This is a genomic window from Enterobacter quasimori (assembly GCF_018597345.1).
GTDB lineage: Bacteria > Pseudomonadota > Gammaproteobacteria > Enterobacterales > Enterobacteriaceae > Enterobacter > Enterobacter mori.
The window spans coordinates 59,269-82,480 of sequence record NZ_JAHEVU010000004.1; the positions used below are offsets into that span (position 1 = coordinate 59,269).

Genomic DNA, 23,212 nt, shown 5'->3' on the forward strand with positions numbered 1-23,212 from the left:
ATAAGTATAAAAAACTTATTTCATTAATAATTCTTAATGAGAAATTCACTAAAATTAAAACATTAGGAATTATTAAACAAAAAAAAGGCCGCTTTATGATAAGCGGCCTTTTTATTCAGGAAACTAATTAGTTTCCGCCAAACATATCCTTAATCCAGCCTGCGACACCGTCGCTGTCCTTCTTCTCATTCTGCTGCTGCGGCTGTTGCTGCTGCGGCTGCTGCGGTTGAGAAGATTGATCAAACGGGTTGCCCGTCGGCTGTTCTGGCTGGCTCTGCTGGCACAGCGAGTCTGGATTGGTTGTCCAGACCGGCAGCGTGCGCATACCGCCACCGCAGATAAAGTTACCGGATCCATCAACGCCCATATCAACGATATCTTCCGGTGCAACAAGGTTCAGCGGCACCGGAGACTGATTTGCCAGATAACGCTGGTAAATCGACATCGCCCCGCTCGCACCGTACAGTTTGGTCGGCTGGTTGTTATCGCGGCCTACCCAGGTGATCACCACTTCACGGCCATCAATACCGGCAAACCAGGTATCGACGTTGTTGTTGGTGGTACCTGTTTTACCCGCCAGATGCAGACCCGGGTATTTCGCCCCCAGCTGACGTCCGGTACCGCGCTGCACAACCTGCTGCATGGTCCACAGCGTCATATACGCCGCCTGCGCCGGAACAGCCCGCTCCGCCTGCGGGAAGCTTTGATAGAGCACGGAACCGTCTTCGGCAATCACCGAGCGCAGCGCAGAAAGCTGTGCACGGTTCCCGCCGCTGGCGATGGTCTGGAACGCCTGCGCCACTTCGATTGGCGTCAGGTTAAGCGCCCCCAGAATCATCGCCGGGACAGGGTGGAGCTGATCTTTCGGCACGCCCAGCTTCTGCCAGGTATCGGTGATAGCAGGCAGGCCCAGCGCCATCCCGAGGTTAACGGTTGGTACGTTCATGGAACGCGTTAACGCATCCACCAACATTACCTGACCGCTGAACTGCTTATCGTCGTTCTGCGGAGACCACACCTGACCGTTAGGCTGGCGCAGGGAGATCGGTGCATCGGCGATCCAGGTATTCAGACGGTACTGGTTCGGCTGGCTCAGCGCGGTGAGGTAGGTCGCCGGTTTTGCCAGAGAACCAATTGAACGACGCGCCTGCATTGCACGGTTATAACCCGCAAACTGCGGCTCAGCGCCGCCCACCATGGCGCGCACTTCACCGGTGTTACGGTCAACCACCACCATCGCGGTTTCCAGATCGCTCAGCTTGCGCTGTTTCTTCAGCGCTGGAATGCCCTCAACGGCCGCTTTTTCTGCCGCGTCCTGCGCCACGGAGTCGAAGGTGGTAAAGATCTTCACGCCGGAGAGATCTTTCACCTTATCACCGAGCTTAGACTGCAGCTCCTGACGCACCATCTGCATAAACGCAGGTTGCGGGGAGATCACGCCGCCGCGCGGCTGAACGCCCAGCGGACGCGCGCTCAGCATGTCGTACAGCTCCTGGTCGATCACCTGCTGTTGTTGCAGCAGACGCAGCACCAGGTTACGACGCTCCAGCGCCAGTTTCGGGTTACGCCACGGGTTATAGATGGACGCCCCTTTCACCATGCCCACCAGCAGCGCCTGCTGGTCAAGGCTCAGCTCTTCCACCGGACGGCCAAAGTAGTACAGGCTCGCCAGCGGGAAGCCGCGGATTTCGTTATCACCGCTCTGCCCGAGGTACACCTCGTTCATGTACAGCTCAAGGATACGATCCTTGCTGTAACGGGCATCCATCAGCACCGCCATATACGCTTCGTTGGCTTTACGCCAGTAGGAGCGTTCGCTGGAGAGGAACAGGTTCTTCACCAGTTGCTGTGTCAGGGTACTTGCCCCCTGCACGGTACGTCCGGCGGTCAGGTTCGCCAGCACCGCACGACCAATCGAGTAAAGGCTAATACCGTCGTGCTCGTAGAAGTGACGGTCTTCGGTTGCCAGCAGGGTGTCCACCAGCAGGTCCGGGAAGCCGTTACGCGCCACGAACAGACGCTGCTCGCCGTTGGCCGACGACAGCATGGTGATCAGACGCGGATCGAGACGGAAGAAACCGAACTGGCGGTCGTTATCCATGTTCTCGATCGTTTCCAGGCGATCGCCGTCGAAGGTCAGACGCGCGCGCACCTGCCCTTCTTTGCTGTCCGGGAAGTCGAACGGACGACGGATCATCTCAATGCTCTTCGCCTGCACCGTAAACTCGCCCGGGCGGGTCATTTTCGTGACCTGACGATACTGTGTCGCCTGCAGCAGTTTGACCATCTCGTTCTTGCTGATGGACATATCCGGCTCAAGGTTCACCATACGGCCATAGACTGCCGCAGGTAACTGCCAGACTTTCCCGTCAATACGGCTGCGGATCTTCTGATCCAGATACACGCCGTAGATCGCGATCAGCACCACAAAAACAATAAACAGCTTCAGCAGCAGCCAGAACCAGCCGCGCTTACCACGAGGCTTCCGCCCTTTGCCTTTCCCTTTACGCGGCATTGGCTCATCATCCTCATAATCGTCTTCGTAGTCATCGTCATACTCCTCATCTCTGAGGCGACGACGGCTCACCTTTTCTTTCGCCGGACGCGTTGGCTTCCCCTTACGTCCTATTGGCTCGCGGTCATTCCCCGCCATGCTTTTTCTCCGCAACATTCAGGCGCAAAGGCCAGATTTTCTTATCTTTCACAGGTCTATGAAAGAAGAAATCTCTCAAAATAGGTTTTCTCCCTCTCCCTGTGGGAGAGGGCCGGGGTGAGGGTATCAGGCCGCACAGTCCAGGCCGCACTCCCCTCTTTCACCTTACTCACGAATACTTCTTCGTCCGCCTCGTCGGCGCCGTATTCGCCGGATCGTCCGGCCAGACATGTTTGGGGTATCGCCCCTTCATCTCTTTTTGCACTTCACGGTAGCTTCCCGCCCAGAACGCCCCCAAATCTCGGGTGATTTGTAATGGACGATGCGCAGGCGACAGCAGCTCAAGCACTAACGGCACACGCCCTTCCGCAATGGACGGCGTGGTGGCCTCACCAAACATCTCCTGCATCCGAACCGCCAGCGCCGGCGGATTATCCTCATGATAACGGATGGCAATCCGGCTTCCGGTCGGCACAGTGTAATGCCCTGGCAGTTCACTATCCAGACGTTGACGTAATGACCAGTCCAGTAAATTCTGTAACGCGGCCTTAACATCGAGCGCTTTCAGCGCCCTGAGCGAATGTACGCCGCTCATTTGCGGCAGCAGCCAATCTTCCAGGGAAGCCAGCAGCGCCTCATCATCAACCGTCGGCCAGCCATACTCCGGCAGCCAGCGTGCGGCACAGTGCAGCCGAATACGGTACTGCTCGGCCTCTGGCGTCCAGTTCAATACGCTCAGCCCTTTTTCGCGAATGCCGTTCAGCATGGCCTGATGGAGTTCTTCTTCCGACGGCTTCGCCAGCGGCTTTGTACCTAACGTCAGCTTACCGATCTGGCTACGACGAAACGCCTTAAGCGTGCCCTGGTTATCATCCCACTCAACGATATCGGATTGCTGGAGCAATTGCGGGCAGCCGCGCGTCAGGGCGTCAATATCAACGGCAATTGCCTGTAAAATACGCGCGTCCGGGGAATGGCTGCCCTGCAGTAATAGCGGTGCAATCAGCCATTCATGGCGCGTCAGGGCGTCATCGCTGTCCAGCATCGCCCCCATGCCGTTCGCCAGCTGATAACGTCCGTCCAGCCCGCGACGGCGGGCGATCCGGTCCGGGAAGGCCTGTGCCAGCAGGAAGCCAATACTCGCGCTGTCAGGCAAACCGCCGCGGCTGTTCAGGCGTTTGCACAGCTGCTGCGCCCGCTGCTGCCAGTTCCCCTGATTGCGCGAAAACGCCTGCCCCAAATCGCTGCTGCCACCGCGAGGCGGCTCCTCAAGAATAGCCGCCAGTTTTGCCGCCGTAGAAATTTCGTCGTAGCCCTGCGCTGACACCAGCATCGCGGCCAGACGCGGCTCGTTGCCCAGTGTCGCCATTTTCTGGCCGCGCGCCGTCAGGCGCTCGCCTTCGAGCGCGCCAAGCTGCGTCAGCAGGTTGCGCGCAGCGGTGAGGTTCACGACAGGCGGAGGATTAAGCCAGGTGAGCTGTTCAGGGTTCGGGCAGCCCCACAGCAGCAGATCAAGGACCAGGCCAGACAAATCACTTTGTAAAATTTCCGGCGTGCTTTGCTGCGCCGCGCGTTCCGCCTGCTCTGCGCTCGTCAAATGCAGGCAGATGCCCGACTCAAGACGCCCCGCACGGCCCGCACGCTGCACCATCGATGCCTGGCTGATGCGCTGCGTAAGCAGTTTAGTCAGCCCGGTGCGCGGGTCAAAGCTTGCCACCCTCTCCTGCGCGCTATCCACCACCAGACGAATGCCTTCGATGGTCAAACTGGTTTCAGCAATGTTGGTTGCCAGCACCACCTTGCGCTGCCCCGCCGGGGCCGGAAGAATGGCTTTACGCTGATCCTGTAGCGACAACGCGCCGTAGAGCGGGCAAAGCAGCACATCGCCGCCTACGCGGGAGGACAGCTGCTCCTGCACGCGCTGGATTTCACCGACGCCGGGCAAAAACAGCAATAGCGAACCGGGTTCCTGGCGCAGCAGCTCTGCCGTCGCAATAGCGACGGCCTCATCAAAACGCTGATGGGCGGGAAGCGCCTGATAGCGGCGTTCAACCGGAAATGCACGTCCTTCAGAGCTGATGACAGGGGCGTCGGGCAATGCCTGCTGCAGCCGTTCGTTATCCAGCGTTGCGGACATAATCAGCAGCCGAAGATCGTCGCGCAGCCCCTGCTGCACGTCCAGCAGCAGCGCCAGCGCTAAATCCGCCTGCAGGCTGCGCTCGTGGAATTCATCCAGGATCACCAGCCCGATCCCCGTCAGCTCAGGATCGTTTTGCAGCATACGGGTGAGGATGCCCTCGGTCACCACTTCAAGGCGCGTTGCGGTGCCGACGCAGGTTTCTGCACGCATCCGGTAACCTACCGTCTCGCCCGGTTTTTCATTAAGCAGTTCGGCCAGGCGCTGCGCCACGTTACGCGCCGCCAGCCTGCGCGGCTCCAGCAGGATTATTTTCCCGCGAATATTCCCCTCGTTGAGGATTTGCAGCGGCAGCCAGGTGGATTTACCCGCCCCCGTTGGGGCATTCAGCAAGACCTGCGGGGCATCGTTTAGGGCAGCGAGAAGCTCAGGAAGGATGGCGGCGACCGGCAATGAGGACACTAACAGCTCCAGAGGGTTAACATTAGTCGGCGTACATTGTAGCATCGGCGCATATCATTACCGAGTCCTCCGTATGTCAGAGTCGAAACGACTGTTTTTTGCCATTGAACTTCCCGCCACGCTTCAGCGGCAAATCGTCCGCTGGCGCGCGGAACATTTCCCTCCGGAGGCGGGTCGTCCTGTTGCGGCGGCGAATATGCACCTGACGCTGGCCTTTCTGGGTGAGGTAAGCGCGGATAAACAGCGCGCGTTAGCCGCGATGGCCGGACGCATTTCCCAGCCGGGGTTTACGCTGCACCTTGACGATGCCGGTCAGTGGCTACGCTCACGCGTGGTCTGGCTGGGCACGCGCCAGCCGCCGCGCGGGTTGTTACAGCTGGCAAATATGCTGCGCGCCCAGGCGGCACGCAGCGGCTGTTACCAAAGCCCGCAGCCGTTTCATCCACATATCACGCTGCTGCGCGATGCCGGTCAGGCTGTTGCCATTCCGCCACCGGGCTTTCACTGGGCCTTTCCGGTGACCGAATTTGCGCTTTATGAATCTGTCTTTGCACAAGGACGCACCCGCTACATGCCGCTACAGCGCTGGTCGTTGGGTGACGCACCAAGGAAATCTGATGAAGTTTAGTCCTGCTCTACAGCACGCCACGCTGATCCAGCGCTACAAACGCTTTCTCGCCGACGTGATCACCCCCGAAGGTGAACAGCTCACTCTGCACTGCCCCAACACCGGTGCGATGACCGGTTGCGCGACGCCGGGGGACAGAGTCTGGTATTCCACTTCAGAAAATACTAAACGCAAATATGCGCACACCTGGGAAATGACCGAAACGCAAAACGGGGCATTTATTTGCGTTAACACCCTGCGCGCGAATCAATTAGTTAAGGAAGCCCTGACCTTTGGTACCCTTCCCGAACTGGTGGGATATGGCACGCATAAAAGCGAAGTGAAGTATGGCGATGAAGGCAGCAGAATTGACTTCATGTTGCAGGCGGAAGACAGGCCTGAGTGCTATATTGAAGTAAAATCAGTGACGTTAGCGGAACAGGAAAATGGCTACTTTCCGGATGCGGTAACGCTACGTGGCCAGAAGCATCTGCGAGAGCTAATGAGTGTAGCGGCGGCGGGCAAGCGCGCCGTGTTGCTGTTTGCGGTTTTGCATTCAGCCATTGAACGATTCTCTCCCGCCCGCCATATCGATCCTAAATACGCGCAATTGTTGAATGAGGCACAAAAGCAGGGGGTGGAGGTTTTCGCTTATAAAGCGGAACTTTCTGCCGATAATATGACTCTGAGATCCTCTCTTCCCATTGTCTTATAAGGGAATAGACGATTGACTATTATGTGTTCTGGCCGCGTGCGCAAATACGCTTTTCCTCACAGGCTTGTCAAGTGTTACGTTTAGATAATTGCCATACGGAAAAGCATCTGCTATTTATAGCGACCTGATTTTTCCCCCAACACGGGGATCGATAGTGCGTGTTAAGGAGAAGCAACATGCAAGAAGGGCAAAACCGTAAAACATCGTCCCTGAGTATTCTCGCCATCGCTGGGGTGGAGCCGTATCAAGAGAAACCGGGCGAAGAGTATATGAACGAAGCCCAGCTGTCGCACTTCAAGCGTATTCTTGAAGCATGGCGTAATCAACTCAGGGATGAAGTCGATCGCACCGTTACACATATGCAGGATGAAGCTGCAAACTTCCCGGATCCGGTAGACCGTGCCGCTCAGGAAGAAGAGTTCAGCCTCGAACTGCGTAACCGTGACCGCGAACGCAAACTGATCAAAAAGATCGAGAAAACGCTGAAAAAAGTCGAAGACGAAGATTTTGGCTACTGCGAATCCTGCGGTGTTGAAATCGGCATTCGTCGCCTGGAAGCGCGTCCAACCGCCGATCTGTGTATCGACTGTAAAACGCTGGCCGAAATCCGCGAAAAACAGATGGCTGGCTAATGCCAACCCTCTAACTACTGCAAAGGCGGGAGTCTCTCCCGCCTTGTTACCGTTGATATGTCTGAATCACACTATATTGGGCGCTTCGCGCCATCTCCTTCCGGTGAATTACACTTCGGCTCATTAATTGCCGCGCTCGGCAGCTACCTGCAGGCTCGTGCCCGCCAGGGCAAATGGCTCGTTCGCATTGAAGATATTGATCCTCCGCGTGAAGTTCCCGGTGCAGCAGAAAAGATTCTGCGTCAGCTGGAACATTACGGTCTTCACTGGGACGACGATGTACTGTGGCAGTCACAGCGCCATGATGCCTATCGGGAACGTCTGGCGTGGCTTTATGAACAAGGGCTGTCCTATTACTGCACCTGCACCCGCGCGCGTATCCAGAGCGTAGGTGGCGTCTATGACGGCCACTGCCGCACGCTGAACAACGGTCCTGAAAATGCCGCCGTGCGTATACGGCAGCGTTCCCCGGTGACGCACTTTACCGATTTACTCTCTGGCGAAATCTCTGCCAACAAACGTCTTGCCTGTGAAGATTTCATCATCCATCGCCGCGACGGCCTGTTCGCCTATAACCTGGCGGTGGTGGTGGACGATCATTTCCAGGGCGTGACGGAAATTGTGCGCGGGGCGGACCTGGTTGAACCGACGGTGCGGCAAATATCGCTTTATCATCAGCTTGGCTGGACAGCGCCGGAGTATATCCACCTGCCGCTGGCGGTTAATGAACGGGGCGTTAAGCTCTCCAAGCAGAACCACGCGCCCGCCCTGCCAGACGGCGATCCGCGCCCTGTTTTGATCGACGCGCTGCGGTTTCTCAACCAAAATGTAACCAACGAATGGCAAGATCTGCGTATAGACGAACTGCTGGATCTGGCCGTCGCCCACTGGACGCTCGAGGCCGTGCCAAAAATCCAGCATTCTCAAATGCGTTGCGCTGAGCTATGATTAGCCGCTTTTTTCATAACAAAACACACTACGAGGTGTACTATTTTTACCCGAGTCGCTAATTTTTGCCGTAAAGTGCTAAGCCGCGAAGAGAGCATGGCTAACGACGCTATTGCGCAAAACCGCATGTCGGTTATTCCGCGTGAGCAGCACACTATTTCCCGCAAAGATATCAGTGAAAATGCCCTCAAGGTGCTCTATCGTCTGAATAAAGCAGGCTACGAGGCCTATCTCGTTGGCGGTGGGGTGCGTGATTTACTGCTGGGCAAAAAACCCAAAGATTTCGACGTGACGACCAGCGCCACGCCTGAGCAGGTGCGCAAATTATTCCGCAACTGCCGTCTCGTTGGCCGCCGTTTCCGCCTTGCGCACGTCATGTTTGGTCCGGAAATCATCGAAGTCGCGACCTTCCGCGGCCACCACGAAGCGGGCGTATCGGATCGCACGACGTCCCAGCGCGGCCAGAACGGTATGCTGCTGCGCGACAATATCTTCGGCTCTATCGAAGAAGATGCCCAGCGCCGCGATTTCACCATCAACAGCCTTTACTACAGCGTGGCGGATTTCACCATACGGGATTACGTTGGCGGTATGCAGGACCTGAAAGAAGGTCTGATTCGCCTGATCGGTACACCGGAAACCCGTTACCGCGAAGACCCTGTGCGTATGCTGCGCGCCGTGCGTTTCGCGGCTAAATTAAATATGCGCATCAGCCCTGAGACCGGTGAGCCAATTCCGCGTCTGGCAACGTTGATTAACGACGTGCCGCCAGCGCGCCTGTTTGAAGAGGCGCTGAAGCTGCTGCAGGCGGGTTACGGGTATGAAACCTACAATCTGCTGCGCGAATACAGCCTGTTCCAGCCCCTCTTCCCGACCATTACGCGCTATTTCACCGAAAACGGCGACAGCCCGATGGAACGCATCATTGCGCAGGTGCTGAAGAATACCGACACGCGCATCCAGAATGACATGCGTGTGAACCCGGCATTCCTGTTTGCCGCAATGTTCTGGTATCCCCTGCTGGAAGCAGCACAGAGAATCGCGCAGGAAAGCGGTCTGGCCTATTACGATGCCTTTGCGCTGGCGGCAAACGACGTGCTGGATGAAGCCTGTCGCACGCTCGCGATCCCAAAACGTATTACCACGCTGGTGCGCGACATCTGGCAGCTTCAGCTGCGCATGTCCCGTCGCCAGGGCAAACGCGCCTGGAAGCTGATGGAGCATCCTAAATTCCGCGCCGCGTTCGATCTGCTGGCACTGCGTGCTGAAATTGAAAAGAACCAGGAGCTGCAGCGTCTGGCGCAGTGGTGGGGCGAATTCCAGGTCTCAGCCCCCCCCGAGCAAAAAGGAATGCTGACCAATCTGGATGAAGAGCCAGAACCGCGTCGTCGCCACCGCCGCCCGCGCAAACGCGCGCCGCGTAGAGAAGGTTCAGCGTGACCCTCGCCTATATCGCCATCGGCAGCAATCTGGCCTCTCCGCTGGAGCAGGTTAACGCTGCCGTTCAGGCGCTCGGGGAGATCCCGCAAAGCCGGATTGTTGCGGTCTCCTCTTTTTATCGCACGCCCCCGCTGGGCCCGCAGGATCAGCCTGATTACCTGAACGCCGCCGTCGTGCTCGACACGGCTCTGGATGCCGAAACGCTGCTGGATAATACCCAGCGTATTGAGCTACAACAGGGTCGCGTACGCAAAGCCGAACGCTGGGGGCCGCGCACGCTCGACCTCGACCTGATGATGTTTGGCAACGAGATAATCAATACCGAACGCCTCACTGTTCCGCATTACGACATGAAAAACCGCGGTTTTATGCTCTGGCCGCTGTTTGAAGTTGCCCCCGATCTCTCCTTCCCGGACGGCATTCCGCTCAGGGACATTCTGGACAAACTCCACGCGGAAAAACCCGCTCGCTGGTAAGCCAGTTACCCCGTTCTTTAGCCATAAAATAATTGTGGCTAATCGACTATCTAAAATCATTGTTCCCTCGAATGTTACTGTTAGAATGCGCAAAGATTCGCTTTTGGGCTATCAGGAAACAGTATGAAACCAACCACCATCTCCTTACTGCAGAAATGCAAACAGGAAAAAAAACGCTTCGCCACCATCACCGCGTATGACTACAGCTTCGCCAAACTCTTTGCCGAAGAGGGGATCAACGTCATGCTGGTCGGAGATTCGTTAGGGATGACGGTACAAGGACATGATTCCACCCTGCCGGTCACGGTCGAGGATATTGCTTACCATACCCGCGCGGTACGCCGCGGCGCACCGGCCTGCCTGCTGCTTTCCGATCTGCCGTTTATGGCGTATGCCACCCCGGAGCAGGCCTTCGAAAATGCGGCGACAGTAATGCGCGCCGGCGCCAATATGGTCAAAATCGAAGGCGGCGCCTGGCTGGTTGAGACGGTGAAAATGCTCACCGAGCGCGCCGTGCCGGTGTGCGGCCATTTGGGCCTGACGCCGCAGTCCGTCAACATCTTTGGCGGGTATAAGGTGCAGGGCCGCGGTGACGCAGCCCAGACGCTGTTTGATGATGCCCTGGCGCTGGAAGCCGCAGGCGCGCAGCTGCTGGTGTTAGAGTGTGTGCCAGTTGAACTGGCGAAACGCATCACTGACGCGCTGTCGATTCCGGTTATCGGGATTGGTGCAGGAAACGTGACCGATGGTCAAATTCTGGTGATGCACGACGCCTTCGGCATTACCGGTGGACATATCCCGAAGTTTGCCAAAAATTTCCTCACTGAAGCGGGCGACATGCGCGCCGCGGTCAGGCAGTATATTGCCGACGTTGAATCCGGTGTTTACCCGGGTGAAGAACACAGTTTCCATTAAGGAGTCTCGTTGTGCTTATCATTGAAACCCTGCCGCTGCTTCGCCAGCATATCCGTCGCGCGCGTCAGGAAGGTAAACGTATTGCACTCGTCCCGACCATGGGCAACCTGCATGACGGCCATATGAAGCTGGTCGACGAAGCGAAAGCCCGTGCGGATATCGTGGTGGTCAGTATCTTCGTTAACCCCATGCAGTTTGACCGCGCCGATGACCTGGCGCGCTATCCGCGCACCCTGCAGGAAGATTGCGAAAAGCTGAAAAAACGCCATGCGGACATCGTCTTCTCTCCTGCACCGGCGGACGTGTACCCTCAGGGTACGGAAGAGGCAACCTACGTTGACGTACCGGGCATCTCAACCATGCTCGAAGGCGCCAGCCGCCCGGGACACTTCCGTGGCGTATCCACCATCGTCAGCAAGCTGTTCAACCTGGTACAGCCTGACGTCGCCTGCTTCGGTGAGAAAGATTTCCAGCAGCTGGCGCTGATCCGCAAGATGGTCGCCGATATGGGCTATGACATCGAGATCGTCGGCGTGCCGATTGTACGTGCCAAAGACGGCCTGGCGCTCAGCTCCCGTAACGGCTATCTGACCGCTGACCAACGTAAAATCGCCCCGGGCTTAAGCAAGGTGATGAATACGATGGCGGAACAGGTTCTGGCCAAAGAGCTGACCGCCGAAGAGATCGTCGCCCTCGCCGAACAGGCGCTGAACGACAAAGGTTTCCGCGCTGATGATATTCAAATCCGCGATGCCGACACGCTTCTGGAGCTTACAGAAACCAGCAAACGTGCGGTTATTCTGGTGGCGGCATGGCTTGGTCAGGCCCGCCTAATCGACAACAAAGTGGTTGAGCTGGCGTAGTTTTCTACCCGGCAGATGAAAGGTAAACGTAATGATTCGCAAAATGCTGCAAGGTAAGCTTCACCGTGTGAAAGTCACTCAGGCCGACCTGCACTATGAAGGCTCCTGCGCGATCGATCAGGATTTTCTCGACGCGGCGGGTATTCTTGAAAACGAAGCCATTGATATCTGGAACGTGAACAACGGCAAACGCTTCTCCACCTACGCGATTGCCGCCGAGCGCGGGTCTAAGATCATCTCCGTGAACGGCGCCGCAGCACACTGCGCGGACGTGGGTGACATTGTGATCATCGCGAGCTTTGTCATGATGTCTGACGAAGAAGCGCGTCGCTGGCAGCCAAAAGTGGCCTACTTCGAAGGCGACAATGAAATGAAGCGTACCGCAAAGGCGATTCCGGTTCAGGTGGCTTAAAACTAACTCACTCATCGAAATGTTTTTTCGGTGAGTGAATCCTCCTCTGTCCTGTTAAAATATTTCCGCCATAATTATATTCATAATGATATACATACACGAATAACATTCACACATCTAATGTTATTAGCATATCTACAAATATCTTATAAATTTCATAAAGCCAGCCCTATTTATTTCCCTCCAGCAAGCATTTAAACTCCGCGCCGAAATAATATTATTTCAAATGACAAGGTATATTATAGATAAATATAATTTGCCCTGTTGATATCAAAAATTTATAGATATGGATAATCAAATGTCTTTCAAAAAATATGGCATGGCAGCAGCTGTAGCAATGGTTCTGAGCGCGGGTTCCGCAATGGCAGCTAATGATACGGGTACCATTACCTTCCACGGTATGGTTTCTAACAACACTTGCCAGGTTTCTCTTGACCAGAAGATAGATCAGAACGGTAACGATTTTGACGTGAACCTGGACACCGTATTTGTGCGCGATTTCGCTAACGCACTGGGTACCACCAGCACCCTGGGTGAAAAGAAATTCACCCTGTCACTGACGGGTTGTGATACTGCTACTGCGAAGAAAGCGTCTGCACAGTTCGCTTCATGGGCTGGCTCTTCTTCTACCGAAGGCGGTCTGCTGGTTCCACCAAGCAACGCTGAGGGTGCGGCTAAGAACGTCAACCTGGTTCTGTCAAACGACGGTAACTCCGCTACCGATCAAATTAAGATTGACCAGACTAACAATACCCAGAAAGCAACAATCGATACTACTACTGGCGCAGGTAACCTGTATTACCGTGTAGCTTACACCCAGGGTCAGGGTTGGGATGCCGCGTCTAACCCAGTATCTGCGGGTACCGTGCAGGCACAGGTAGCCTTCACTATGATTTACGAATAAGAAATTCGTAAATTATAAATAATTCAACAATCCCTCATTGTTAATGAGGGATTGTTTCTGTAATTCCAAAAGGAAGTGGAAAATGTCTCGTTTAGTATTCGGTAAAGGTCTGAAGGCCACATTACTCGCAACCGCTTTTTTGTGCGCATCAAATGTCAAGGCGGATATCGTTATATCCGGCACGCGTATTGTATACACGCAGTCTTCCAAAGATGTCGTGGTAAATCTCGATAACCATGGCACTAAACCCCTTCTGGTTCAGACCTGGCTTGACGATGGTCGCGATGGTGTAAACCCGCAAGAGCTTAAGCTCCCATTTATCATTACCCCGCCAGTATCACGTATTGATCCGAAAAAAGGGCAGTCCGTGCGAATTACCTACACGGGTACACCGTTACCTCAGGATCGTGAATCCCTGTTCTGGTTCAACGTTCTGGAAATTCCGCCAAAATCCAAAAATGTGGATAAAGAAAACCTTAACCAGCTTCAGCTGGCATTCAGAACGCGTATTAAATTCTTCTTCCGTCCAGACGGATTAAAAGGCACTCCAGGTGATGCTGCTAAAGGTTTAACCTGGACGCAGAAGAAAGATGGAAATGCAATTAAACTCGTTGCACACAATAGCTCACCATATAACATCTCTGTTTCAACGGTGACCTTTAAAACCGGGCCAAAAACGTATGAGGTCATTCATCAGGCAGTGGCACCTTTCAGCGATGCGGTGATGACGATAAAAGGTTTAGCTTCCGTGGAAAATGGCAGCGTAGAGTATGATGCTATTAATGACTATGGTGGAACAGACCATTATGAAACCGGAATTAAATAAATAGAAAGTTCTAATTCATATAATAATTGATAGCATTAGCTCTGCAGAGCTGTCGCTCTCTGCACTGATCAAGCGGGTCTGCCATGTTATTTAAACGTTCTCTTTTATGCCTTGCTATAAGCGCAGCATTACCCTTTTATGCTTGCGCAGAAAATATCGCATCAGCAGATACGCAGCCTGATGATGAAGAAGCGATTGAATTTAACGATCAGTTTCTTTTAAATGGCAGCTCAAATATTGATATTAACCGTTTTGCACATGGCAACCCGGTACTACCGGGTACTTATCGCACAAAGATTAACCTTAACGGTAAATTAAAATCTACCGTGGATGTAACGTTTAAAGATAACGGAACACCGCGCGCGGCGCCATGCCTGACGAAACTGCTGTTGGCACAATCAGGTATAGATACCAAGACGCTGGATAAAGTACAGGAAGATGATGCGTCATGCATAGATATTAAAAAGGCCTTTCCCGGCGCAACGGTAAGTTATGACAGCGGTAAACAGGCGCTGGATCTTAATTTCCCGCAGGTCTATGTCCTGAAACGCCCGGCAGGTTATGTCGATCCGTCTCTTTGGGAAAACGGTATTCCTGCCGCCCTGCTCTCTTATGATATGAACGCATGGCATAGCGAGAGCAATGGCAGTACATCAGAAAGTGCCTATATGGGTTTACGTTACGGGCTCAATATGGGCCCGTGGCGGTTACGTTCTCGCGGTAATCTTAACTGGAACAAAGATAACGGTACCAAGTATTCCAGCCAGGATATCTATTTACAGCGGGATATTACGCCACTCAGTGCGCAATTCGTCGTAGGTGACTCCTATACTCGCGGTGACGCGTTTGACTCAATAAGCCTACGCGGTACCCGAATGTACAGCGATGACCGCATGCTGCCGATGGGCTCTACTGGCTATGCGCCGGTGATCCGCGGGACAGCAAACAGTAACGCGAAAGTCAGCGTCACGCAGAGCGGCAATAAGATCTATGAAACCTCGGTGCCACCAGGGGCATTTGAAATTAATGACCTAAGCACAACGGGCTATGGCAATGATTTACTGGTCACCATCGAAGAAGCAGATGGCAGCAAACGCTCCTTTACCGTGCCTTTTTCATCCGTTACCCAAATGCTTCGCCCGGGCGCGACGCGCTGGGACGTGGGTCTTGGTGAATTAAACGACGATTCCCTGATTGACGCACCAAAAGTCGGTTATGGCACGCTTTACTATGGCCTGAATAATACCTTCACGGGTTATATTGGCGCGCAATACAGCGACATGGATTTTTATGCGGGTATTCTGGGCCTCGCGATGAACACCTCAATTGGTGCGTTCGCACTTGATGCCACCCAGTCCCATGCGAATATTGAAGGCCTTAATACGCTTAGCGGTCAAAGTTATCGCCTGACCTTCAGCAAAATGATTGAGGCGACAGATACGTCCTTCAACGTGGCGGCCTATCGTTTCTCAACAGAGGATTACCTCAGTCTTAACGATGCGGCACAGCTCCAGGACAGTATCACGCGACAGAAATATTCTAACCGCAGCTATGCCTCAAACGACGCGCTATACGCCGACTATCAGCGAACCAAAAATCAGGTGCAAATCAGTCTTAATCAGCCCCTGAATTCGGGTGAAAATAGCTTTGGTTCTCTGTACGTCAGCGGTACATGGCAGGATTACTGGAATGCCACCGGGTCAACGTCCAACTATAACATTGGATATAACAATAGCTTCACCTATGGCAGTTACAGTCTGTCATTACAACGAACCTATGACCAGTATGGGAAAAAAGATGACAGCGTTTATTTGAGTCTGAGTATTCCACTAAACGTGTTTTCACATGACGGTTCGCGTTCAGGTGGTTTCTCTAACATTAATATGGGGTTGCGTTCCGATCTTAAAGGTGGCACGAGCGTTAACACTTCTGCGGGTGGCAACACGCAAGATAATAAGATCAGCTATTCCGTCAGCGCCGCCTCTAACAGCGGTAATTACGGTAATCTGAATCAAATAAGTGGCTATGGTTCATTAAATAGCGCATACGGTCCTCTTGGATTATCGGCTTCATTCGGCGATGACAACAGCAAGCAATATTCCGCATCCTATAGCGGGGGCATGGTATTGCATTCCGGGGGCATTGCATTCGCACCGGGAAGTATTGGTGACAGCGATGCACTGGCGCTGGTAAAAGCCAGCGGTGCGAAAGGAGCAGGTATTGGCTTCGGCAGTAGTGAAATTGGTGATTCTGGTTACGGCATTTTACCTTATATGTCGGCTTATCGTGAAAACCGTGTTTATCTGGATATCAGTACCCTGGAAAACGACGTTGAAATAACAAACACCAGTGAAATTACTGTTCCTCGTAGCGGTTCTGTGGTGCTGGTTAATTTTGAAACGAACGAAGGTCGTTCACTGATATTAGAGCTCCAGCGAACCGATAAAGGGTTTATTCCTCTGGGTGCAGATGTATTAAATGAGAAAAATGAATCTGTCGGCACCGTCGGTCAGGCGGGTCAAGCTTATGTCCGTGGCGTAGAGGATCAAGGCGTACTGCATGTGGTCTGGGGAAATGATAAGGACAGTAAATGTGACGTCCGTTATCAGGTTTTACAAAATGCTCAAAAAGTAGGACTTACAACGGTACTTAATAACCAACAGTGCCAAATGTAATTATTCAGGAAAATAGATGAGAGTGAGTATGAAAAAAAATCTTAAGCTGTCGGTCGTTGCTATGACGATGCTTGCGTTATCAGGTTCAGCGCTTGCCAACGGCACCAATCTGGATGTGAACTTCACCGCCAATATTCGCGAAACCACTTGCGATATGAAACTGGTTGGCGGTACGGGCTCCGATACGCAACAAACGCTGACTATTGGTAGCAATAGCCAGGTGCGTATTGACGATGTGAAGGCCGGTACTGCGAATGCCAATTTCAAAATCGTGATCGTTGAATGTCCGGCATCCCTGACCTCGCTGAAAACCACGGTAAAAGGGTCACCATCGGGTTATTTGACCACGGGGCTAGTCAACCAGATCACTAAAGCAAACGGTGGTGCAGATTATTCTGCGGTCGAAATTGCCAGAGCAGATACACCGCTGGCTCCATTCACTATTAACTCTACCGTTGATACAGAGCGCCTGGTCTGGACTGCAACAGAAATCCAGAACAAGGAAGTACCTTTAGTTGCCACACTACGTGAAACCCAAACAAACAAAATGACCATTGGCGATTTTCAGGCTGTGGCGACATTTGAATTTAGCTACGAGTAATTGGTGCAGGAAAACGGAGCAACATTATGAAATTTAAATCCACTTTTATCGCCCTGTCCGTTTCTACCCTTCTGTTCTCTGGAATGGCAAGTGCAGCAATTACAGGTACCAGCAGCGTCGAAATGACGATTAAAACCAAAGTTGTATCAGGCACATGTACTGCAAAAGTGCTTAATGATGCCGGTACTGCAGCCACTGAAATTGCTTTTGGCGAAGTATATAAATCCGATCTGGTGAACAAAACCCGCGTTAAGCCGCTCAAGATTGCCTTCACCAACTGTTCTGGTGTAACGAAGGCAACAGTAGCAGCCGCAAAAGGCGCTGGTGGGGAGTGCAGTGGCACAGGTAAGAACGGTGACTCCTACTCAGGTGGCTTAGCAACAGGCTTTGAAATCTGGTCAGGCGTTGTCGATACTGGGCTACTCATGAGCTGCAACACCCCTCCAGCAGCACAGGAAGTCACCATTTCTAATGGCATCGGTGAATTTCCAATGAATTCCCGCATCGTAGTAGGCCAGGGTCAAACCATTGCTGATGTTGGCACAGGTGCCGTTAGTGCACCGGTCACCTTCACCATCGCCTATCAATAATTCCAGGGACCACTATGCAACAATCACCGTTTACTTTACACCAGCCCGGTCTGATGTTGCTTATCGGTCTGGCTGGTAGCACTCTGCCTGGCGTAAGCCAGGCAGGTTCAGGTATGGATGTCAACCTGACGGCAAATATTGTTAACAATACATGCCAGCTCAGCGTCGAAAACGGCGGGGAAATCTATTTGCCCACCGTTGCTCGAGAGTGGTTTTATAACAGCGATAAGAGCGACCGTTTCACGCCGACCGATGATGAAGCAGGCACACCCTTTACTATTCACGTAGATAACTGCTACGCGAGCGGTGGAGAGGGTGCAGATATTAACCAACTGAAATTTAGTTTTTCACCGCAGAATGGTTTCTGGAGTAACCAAAACCAGGTGTTTAAAAACGATGCGACAGCCGGCGCAGCTGCAAATGTGGGTATCGTTATTTTCTCTGAAAAATACAAAACGAACGTATTGAAAAGTGACGGTACGTCTAACGTTATTTACGACGTTACTGGAAGCAGTGAGAGCTATATAAAGGATTATGGATTTTACGCACGCTATCAGAATGTGGGAACCGTCACCAGCGGCGCGGTGATGAGCAGCGTGCTGGTGAATGTGAGCTACGAATAAAGGGATTTATGATGAAGAAGCTACTGACTCTATTAGCGTTTGTGGCGCTCGGGATTTCTGGCGCAACGCATGCGTACGAATGTAAGTTTTACGGGCATGACGATGTGTTAATTATGTCCCCGGGTACACAACCGGTGATTACCCCTCTGCCCGTGGGCATGGTAACCGCCCCAACGCAGATCAGCTCCACAATCATTATGGAGACAACACCGACGTTAAGATCGCACTGCGCAGGCGGCGATGACGGCGGAGATGTTTATCAGTTAACCGATAATGCAATGGAGGAGGCGAGCATTGATGGCAAAGCCGCTTTTCGTACAAACATCCCAGGGATTTACTACACGCTGGCGTTTTTCCCGGATGGTAATGGCGTAACGGCATGGTTCCCCCCAAACGCGAACGAATTTTATAGGACAGGTATCATCGGGTATGACTATGGGCTTCTTGATGAGAAAAACTGGCACGTTCGTATGGAAATTTGGCAGACAAATGGGTTCACAGGTGTACCCACAGATGAGAATTTCCTGACCGCGAGCAGTGGCCCTATCGGTCAAATTATTATTGGTAACCCTAATGGGACAACAAAAGATGACCATCCACGTCCGCTGGTGAATATGTCCCAGATGTCATTCAGTATTCCCTTAAACCGCCCAACGTGCGCATTACGCGCCCCGACAACGGTGAATCTGGGGGACTGGTATCCTGCAGAAGTCGAAAACGGTAATACCACTAAAGTCGGGTTTCAGATTACGGGGACATGTATAAATACAGTGAAGGTTGAATATACATTATCATCCACTCATACCACCTCAGATAAAAAGTATTTTACTAACAACGTTGAAGGTAATAGTGGAGTAACCGCGGCAGGAGGCGTCGGCGTCAGGATTCTCGATAATCAGGGTGATAACTATCCTGTTCCAGCTGATAGCTATGCGCGAGTCCTTGCTGTGGGCGAAGTGATTGGGGTGGACCCGGTGAATTATGTAGACAGAACCCTTTGGGCTCAACTGGTTAAAATCGGCAACGAACCTGTGACCGTCGGGACTTTCGGTACCTCTGTTACCTTCCAGATAACCTACGAGTAACCTACCCCTGCGGCTGATTGCTGATCAGCCGCGACATCGTCTCCAGCGAATCCGTTCTTAGAATATATAGCCGCTTCAGCAAGAACGGATTATCCCCCGGCTTCACCTTACCTTTCACCGTTGTCACCGCCAGATGAAAACCGGCGTCATTCGCGGCCTTTATCGCTTTATTGTCGTAACCACCAAACGGATACGAAAGATACAACACGCGCGGATTGAACTGCGCCAGTGCGCGCCGGGAACGTTCAAAATCGAATAACGTTACGTGATAGCTACGGCTTAATAGAATCGGATGCTTGTACCCATCAACGCGGTGCAGGAAATGGGTGTGAGACTGAATGTCGAATACATCCTGAATGCCTTTAATCTCCTGCACGCTCATAAACTGCAGCGATTTTGGATCCCACTTCTGCGCATGGCCTTTAATACGTGACGATATGATAAACGCCGTGGCGTTAAAGCCGTATTCTTTCAGAATGGGGTACGCATAGCGGCTGACCGATTTCAGGCCATCATCAAAGGTGATCACCACCGCCTTCGCGGGCAGGTTCATCTTGTTACGCACGTACCCTTCCAGCTGGTACATCGTCAGCGTGGCATAGCCTTGATCGCGTAGCCAGGCCATCTGGTTATTGAACGCGCGTACGCTGGTCGTCGTGGATGTATGACGAAAACGGGTGTTCTCTTCATCACGCAGGATATGATGGTAAGTCAGGACCGGGAGGCCGTTATCTTCCTGCGCATCCAGACTACTGACCCACGCCAGACGGTTGCCGATTCGGATCTGGAACCAGGTCTGGTTAAGACGGTCTTTCAGCTTGCTGAGGATGGGATACCGGAGGTTGGGACTCATGGTACCGAAGGGCGCGCTCCCGCTATTAGGGGCGTTATACACCGGCGTGTCTTTCCATGTGATCAGGTTCTGATTGCTGAGCGGCTTGTTCAAATCGCCAAGGCTGTCCTCAACCCGCTGTTTGCCCTGCACCTCTTCGAGATGCCCTTTATCGATAAACCCCGTACCAAAACCAAAACGAAATTCGTAATAGTCTGCAGAGGTCGGCACAACGGCAAGAATTTGTCCGGCCCTGACGTTCCCCACGTTGATCACGTTACTTCCCACCTGCGCCCAGATAGCCGCATCTTCGGTGGTTTGCATATAGCGGGCGGGAAGCCCTTGCTGGCTAATCAGACTGGCAGATGCGCCACCGGAGACCAGCAGCAACAGCAGGAAAAAAACGCGCATTAACATGGGATATAAATCGATACGGGAAATCAGTCGCCATTGTAGCAAAAGCGACATCAATACCAACGTTTAATGCTTATACAGATCGTGAAGCAGGACGAAAGGCGGGTTCTTCTGCTGCTGGTGCCACAGGCTGCTGACGCCGGGAACGTGCATATTAACGAGGGTATTGCGAAATTCGGCGCTGCTCAGGCTCTCACGCAGCGGATACATCGCTTCCAGCAGCGCATAGTTGATGCCGGAAATAACTTCGCAGTTTTCGTGCTTGTGGCTTAACAGCGCGGCGGAACGATAGGGCGCCGCGCCGGATTTATCGGTCAGAAAGATCACGCCATCACCGGCGTCCGTTTCATGCAGGGCATCGCACATCATCCGGCTGAGCATGTTCGTGCTGAGCCCTCGCCAGTAGTTAACCGCCCGGCACTGTGCCAGCGGGCCAAATTTAGCTTCAAGCTTATCCAGCATATCCTGCGCGTGTTCATCGTGGCAGGCGATCACCCATCCAAGCATAACGTCTCTCCTTAGCAGGCGAGTAGTTTAGCCGAGTGAAGGTTAGTTTACGGTGATAACTGTCAAAAAAGTGCCCGGCAACAGGACGTCGCCGGGCAAAAGATTAGCTGCGCAGACCGCGCCCGCGCTGGATGAGATACCAGCACAGCAGGTAGAAGGCGATGATAAACACCACCAGCACCGCCACCGTGGTAAACAGCGGCACGTCAGTGATGCCGAGGAAGCCAAAGCGGAAGCCGCTGATCATGTAGACAATCGGGTTCAGGTGCGACAGCGCCTGCCAGAAAGGCGGCAGCAGCGACAGGGAGTAGAACACCCCACCCAGATAGGTCAGCGGCGTCAGCACGAAGGTCGGGATCAGGCTGATGTCGTCGAACGTTTTGGCAAACACCGCGTTCAGCAGGCCCGCCAGCGAGAACAGGATCGCTGTGAGCAATAACGTCAGCGCGACAAACAGCCATGAGTGCACCTGGAACGGCACGAAGAACAGCGAAATCGCCGTCACCAGAATGCCGACGCAGAGGCCGCGCGCCACGCCGCCGCCCACGTAACCGGCAATGATGACGTGAGTTGGCACTGGCGCCACCAGCAGCTCTTCGATGTTGCGCTGGAACTTGGCGCTGAAGAACGACGACGCCACGTTGGCATAGGCGTTGGTGATCACCGCCATCATGATCAGCCCCGGCACGATAAACTGCATATAGGTAAAACCGTGCATCTCACCAATCCGGGAACCGATCAGGTTACCGAAGATGATGAAGTAGAGCGTCATGGTGATCACCGGCGGCACCAGGGTTTGCACCCAGATGCGCATAAAGCGGTTAATCTCTTTCGCCCAGATGCTTTTCAGCGCGACCCAGTAAAGATGCGTCATGCCTTGTCTCCTTGCTTATCATGCACCAGAGAGACAAACAGCTCTTCCAGTCGGTTCGCTTTGTTACGCATGCTCAATACCTGAATGCCCTGCGCGCTCAGCTGTGAGAAGACGCTGTTGATGCCCTGCTCGCGCAGCACTTCCACTTCCAGCGTCGAGGTATCCACCAGACGGTAGCTATACCCTTCGAGCTTCGGCAGCGCGCTTTTCGCCGCCAGATCGAGAATAAAGGTTTCGGATTTCAGCTTGGAGAGCAGGTTCTTCATCGACGTGTTTTCCACCAGCTCGCCATGCTGAATAATGCCGATATTGCGGCACAGCATTTCAGCCTCTTCAAGATAGTGGGTGGTCAGAATAATGGTGGTGCCCTTATCGTTGAGATCTTTCAGGAAGCCCCACATGGAACGGCGCAGCTCAATATCGACGCCCGCGGTCGGTTCATCGAGGATCAGCAGCTTTGGCTCGTGCATCAGCGCGCGGGCAATCATCAGGCGGCGCTTCATCCCGCCGGATAACATCCGGGCGCGTTCGTTACGCTTTTCCCACAGGTCGAGCTGCTTGAGGTACTTTTCGCTCCGCTCCAGGGCCTCTTTACGCTCGACGCCGTAATAACCCGCCTGGTTAACAACGATCTGCTGTACCGTCTCGAACGGGTTGAAGTTGAACTCCTGCGGCACAAGCCCCAGCTGGCGCTTGGCGTTGACCACATCTTTCTGCAGATCGTAGCCAAAGACGCTCACGCGACCTGAGGTTTTGTTCACCAGCGAACTGATAATGCCGATAGTGGTAGATTTCCCCGCCCCGTTCGGTCCAAGAAGCGCATAGAAATCCCCCGCCTCTACTTTGAGATCTATCCCGCGCAGCGCCTGAACGCCGCCCGGATAGGTTTTTTTAAGCTGCTCAAGCTCCAGTGCAATTGCCATGAATTAAACTTACCTTCAGTTCTTACACACCTTGTGTGGTTTCATTAAAAGTCGGGTTACCCTATAGTAGCGCAACGCAATTACCAGGTTACAGGCCG

At 53.4% G+C, this 23,212-nt stretch carries 22 protein-coding genes; 16 read left to right on the plus strand and 6 right to left on the minus strand.

Going from position 1 to position 23,212, the window contains the following annotated elements; genetic code table 11:
• Window positions 1-127: 127 nt before the first annotated feature.
• On the minus strand, window positions 128-2,653 hold the full coding sequence (gene mrcB, locus KK102_RS15940; protein ID WP_089599149.1) for a bifunctional glycosyl transferase/transpeptidase: 2,526 nt from the start codon (window positions 2,651-2,653) through the stop codon (window positions 128-130).
• A gap of 169 nt (window positions 2,654-2,822) precedes the next feature.
• Entirely contained in the window at window positions 2,823-5,252 is a 2,430-nt protein-coding gene (gene hrpB / locus KK102_RS15945) for an ATP-dependent helicase HrpB (protein WP_216357992.1), read from the minus strand.
• 73 nt (window positions 5,253-5,325) lie between these two features.
• Between hrpB and thpR the strand changes: the two genes are divergently transcribed.
• The 16 genes from thpR (at window position 5,326) to KK102_RS16025 (ending at window position 19,564) form a co-directional block, all read left to right on the plus strand.
• Window positions 5,326-5,880, plus strand: coding sequence for an RNA 2',3'-cyclic phosphodiesterase (thpR, locus tag KK102_RS15950; protein WP_126545069.1), 555 nt, complete (start codon window positions 5,326-5,328; stop codon window positions 5,878-5,880).
• A complete protein-coding gene (gene sfsA / locus KK102_RS15955) occupies window positions 5,870-6,574 on the plus strand; it encodes a DNA/RNA nuclease SfsA (RefSeq protein ID WP_126545070.1) in 705 nt (234 codons plus the stop codon). Before thpR ends, sfsA begins: the two co-directional genes overlap by 11 nt.
• Before the next feature lie 176 nt (window positions 6,575-6,750).
• Complete coding sequence (dksA, locus tag KK102_RS15960) at window positions 6,751-7,206, plus strand: RNA polymerase-binding protein DksA (protein WP_001155232.1); 456 nt, start codon at window positions 6,751-6,753, stop codon at window positions 7,204-7,206.
• A gap of 57 nt (window positions 7,207-7,263) precedes the next feature.
• On the plus strand, window positions 7,264-8,154 hold the full coding sequence (gene gluQRS, locus KK102_RS15965) for a tRNA glutamyl-Q(34) synthetase GluQRS (RefSeq protein WP_216357993.1): 891 nt from the start codon (window positions 7,264-7,266) through the stop codon (window positions 8,152-8,154).
• Between the two features lie 42 nt (window positions 8,155-8,196).
• Window positions 8,197-9,594 carry a polynucleotide adenylyltransferase PcnB gene (gene pcnB / locus KK102_RS15970; protein WP_216358152.1) on the plus strand — a complete coding sequence of 466 codons (1,398 nt, stop codon included), beginning with the start codon at window positions 8,197-8,199 and terminating at the stop codon, window positions 9,592-9,594.
• Window positions 9,591-10,070 (plus strand): 2-amino-4-hydroxy-6-hydroxymethyldihydropteridine diphosphokinase, encoded by a 480-nt coding sequence (gene folK, locus KK102_RS15975; RefSeq protein ID WP_126545073.1) that lies wholly within the window; start codon window positions 9,591-9,593, stop codon window positions 10,068-10,070. The genes pcnB and folK overlap by 4 nt, the downstream gene beginning before the upstream one ends.
• Window positions 10,071-10,193: 123 nt before the next feature.
• The gene (panB, locus tag KK102_RS15980) at window positions 10,194-10,985 is read left to right on the plus strand and encodes a 3-methyl-2-oxobutanoate hydroxymethyltransferase (RefSeq protein ID WP_126545074.1); all 792 of its coding nucleotides are present in this window, start codon (window positions 10,194-10,196) and stop codon (window positions 10,983-10,985) included.
• An 11-nt stretch (window positions 10,986-10,996) separates the two neighbouring features.
• Window positions 10,997-11,848, plus strand: a complete 852-nt coding sequence (panC, locus tag KK102_RS15985) for a pantoate--beta-alanine ligase (protein WP_216357994.1) — start codon at window positions 10,997-10,999, stop codon at window positions 11,846-11,848.
• 31 nt (window positions 11,849-11,879) lie between these two features.
• Entirely contained in the window at window positions 11,880-12,260 is a 381-nt protein-coding gene (gene panD / locus KK102_RS15990) for an aspartate 1-decarboxylase (protein ID WP_003856284.1), read from the plus strand.
• A gap of 298 nt (window positions 12,261-12,558) precedes the next feature.
• The gene (locus KK102_RS15995; protein ID WP_126545076.1) at window positions 12,559-13,164 is read left to right on the plus strand and encodes a fimbrial protein; all 606 of its coding nucleotides are present in this window, start codon (window positions 12,559-12,561) and stop codon (window positions 13,162-13,164) included.
• Between the two features lie 82 nt (window positions 13,165-13,246).
• The gene (locus KK102_RS16000; protein WP_216357995.1) at window positions 13,247-13,990 is read left to right on the plus strand and encodes a fimbrial chaperone; all 744 of its coding nucleotides are present in this window, start codon (window positions 13,247-13,249) and stop codon (window positions 13,988-13,990) included.
• Window positions 13,991-14,073: 83 nt separating this feature from the next.
• Window positions 14,074-16,665, plus strand: a complete 2,592-nt coding sequence (locus KK102_RS16005; protein WP_216357996.1) for an outer membrane usher protein — start codon at window positions 14,074-14,076, stop codon at window positions 16,663-16,665.
• Between the two features lie 28 nt (window positions 16,666-16,693).
• Window positions 16,694-17,266, plus strand: a complete 573-nt coding sequence (locus KK102_RS16010) for a fimbrial protein (RefSeq protein ID WP_032654701.1) — start codon at window positions 16,694-16,696, stop codon at window positions 17,264-17,266.
• Between the two features lie 26 nt (window positions 17,267-17,292).
• Window positions 17,293-17,856, plus strand: coding sequence for a fimbrial protein (locus KK102_RS16015; protein WP_126545079.1), 564 nt, complete (start codon window positions 17,293-17,295; stop codon window positions 17,854-17,856).
• Between the two features lie 14 nt (window positions 17,857-17,870).
• The gene (locus KK102_RS16020) at window positions 17,871-18,479 is read left to right on the plus strand and encodes a fimbrial-like protein (RefSeq protein ID WP_216357997.1); all 609 of its coding nucleotides are present in this window, start codon (window positions 17,871-17,873) and stop codon (window positions 18,477-18,479) included.
• An 11-nt stretch (window positions 18,480-18,490) separates the two neighbouring features.
• Entirely contained in the window at window positions 18,491-19,564 is a 1,074-nt protein-coding gene (locus tag KK102_RS16025; RefSeq protein WP_216357998.1) for a fimbrial protein StkG, read from the plus strand.
• Window position 19,565: 1 nt separating this feature from the next.
• Here KK102_RS16025 and KK102_RS16030 read toward each other — a convergent pair whose 3' ends face one another.
• From KK102_RS16030 to KK102_RS16045, 4 genes are all read right to left on the minus strand, one after another.
• On the minus strand, window positions 19,566-20,813 hold the full coding sequence (locus KK102_RS16030; RefSeq protein WP_216357999.1) for a polysaccharide deacetylase family protein: 1,248 nt from the start codon (window positions 20,811-20,813) through the stop codon (window positions 19,566-19,568).
• Window positions 20,814-20,876: 63 nt separating this feature from the next.
• The gene (locus KK102_RS16035) at window positions 20,877-21,317 is read right to left on the minus strand and encodes a PTS sugar transporter subunit IIA (protein WP_216358000.1); all 441 of its coding nucleotides are present in this window, start codon (window positions 21,315-21,317) and stop codon (window positions 20,877-20,879) included.
• Window positions 21,318-21,420: 103 nt separating this feature from the next.
• Complete coding sequence (locus tag KK102_RS16040) at window positions 21,421-22,191, minus strand: ABC transporter permease (protein WP_216358001.1); 771 nt, start codon at window positions 22,189-22,191, stop codon at window positions 21,421-21,423.
• Window positions 22,188-23,114 (minus strand): ABC transporter ATP-binding protein, encoded by a 927-nt coding sequence (locus KK102_RS16045; RefSeq protein WP_216358002.1) that lies wholly within the window; start codon window positions 23,112-23,114, stop codon window positions 22,188-22,190. The genes KK102_RS16040 and KK102_RS16045 overlap by 4 nt, the downstream gene beginning before the upstream one ends.
• Window positions 23,115-23,212: the final 98 nt, after the last annotated feature.

Bases quoted from the DNA above. Each gene is read 5' to 3' on its own strand.
- mrcB (WP_089599149.1), bottom strand. From the start codon at position 2,653: ATGGCGGGGAATGACCGCGAGCCAATAGGACGTAAGGGGAAGCCAACG.
- thpR (WP_126545069.1), top strand. From the start codon at position 5,326: ATGTCAGAGTCGAAACGACTGTTTTTTGCCATTGAACTTCCCGCCACG.
- sfsA (WP_126545070.1), top strand. From the start codon at position 5,870: ATGAAGTTTAGTCCTGCTCTACAGCACGCCACGCTGATCCAGCGCTAC.
- dksA (WP_001155232.1), top strand. From the start codon at position 6,751: ATGCAAGAAGGGCAAAACCGTAAAACATCGTCCCTGAGTATTCTCGCC.
- gluQRS (WP_216357993.1), top strand. From the start codon at position 7,264: ATGTCTGAATCACACTATATTGGGCGCTTCGCGCCATCTCCTTCCGGT.
- panB (WP_126545074.1), top strand. From the start codon at position 10,194: ATGAAACCAACCACCATCTCCTTACTGCAGAAATGCAAACAGGAAAAA.
- panD (WP_003856284.1), top strand. From the start codon at position 11,880: ATGATTCGCAAAATGCTGCAAGGTAAGCTTCACCGTGTGAAAGTCACT.
- KK102_RS15995 (WP_126545076.1), top strand. From the start codon at position 12,559: ATGTCTTTCAAAAAATATGGCATGGCAGCAGCTGTAGCAATGGTTCTG.
- KK102_RS16000 (WP_216357995.1), top strand. From the start codon at position 13,247: ATGTCTCGTTTAGTATTCGGTAAAGGTCTGAAGGCCACATTACTCGCA.
- KK102_RS16005 (WP_216357996.1), top strand. From the start codon at position 14,074: ATGTTATTTAAACGTTCTCTTTTATGCCTTGCTATAAGCGCAGCATTA.
- KK102_RS16010 (WP_032654701.1), top strand. From the start codon at position 16,694: ATGAAAAAAAATCTTAAGCTGTCGGTCGTTGCTATGACGATGCTTGCG.
- KK102_RS16015 (WP_126545079.1), top strand. From the start codon at position 17,293: ATGAAATTTAAATCCACTTTTATCGCCCTGTCCGTTTCTACCCTTCTG.
- KK102_RS16020 (WP_216357997.1), top strand. From the start codon at position 17,871: ATGCAACAATCACCGTTTACTTTACACCAGCCCGGTCTGATGTTGCTT.
- KK102_RS16025 (WP_216357998.1), top strand. From the start codon at position 18,491: ATGAAGAAGCTACTGACTCTATTAGCGTTTGTGGCGCTCGGGATTTCT.
- KK102_RS16030 (WP_216357999.1), bottom strand. From the start codon at position 20,813: ATGTTAATGCGCGTTTTTTTCCTGCTGTTGCTGCTGGTCTCCGGTGGC.
- KK102_RS16035 (WP_216358000.1), bottom strand. From the start codon at position 21,317: ATGCTTGGATGGGTGATCGCCTGCCACGATGAACACGCGCAGGATATG.
- KK102_RS16040 (WP_216358001.1), bottom strand. From the start codon at position 22,191: ATGACGCATCTTTACTGGGTCGCGCTGAAAAGCATCTGGGCGAAAGAG.
- KK102_RS16045 (WP_216358002.1), bottom strand. From the start codon at position 23,114: ATGGCAATTGCACTGGAGCTTGAGCAGCTTAAAAAAACCTATCCGGGC.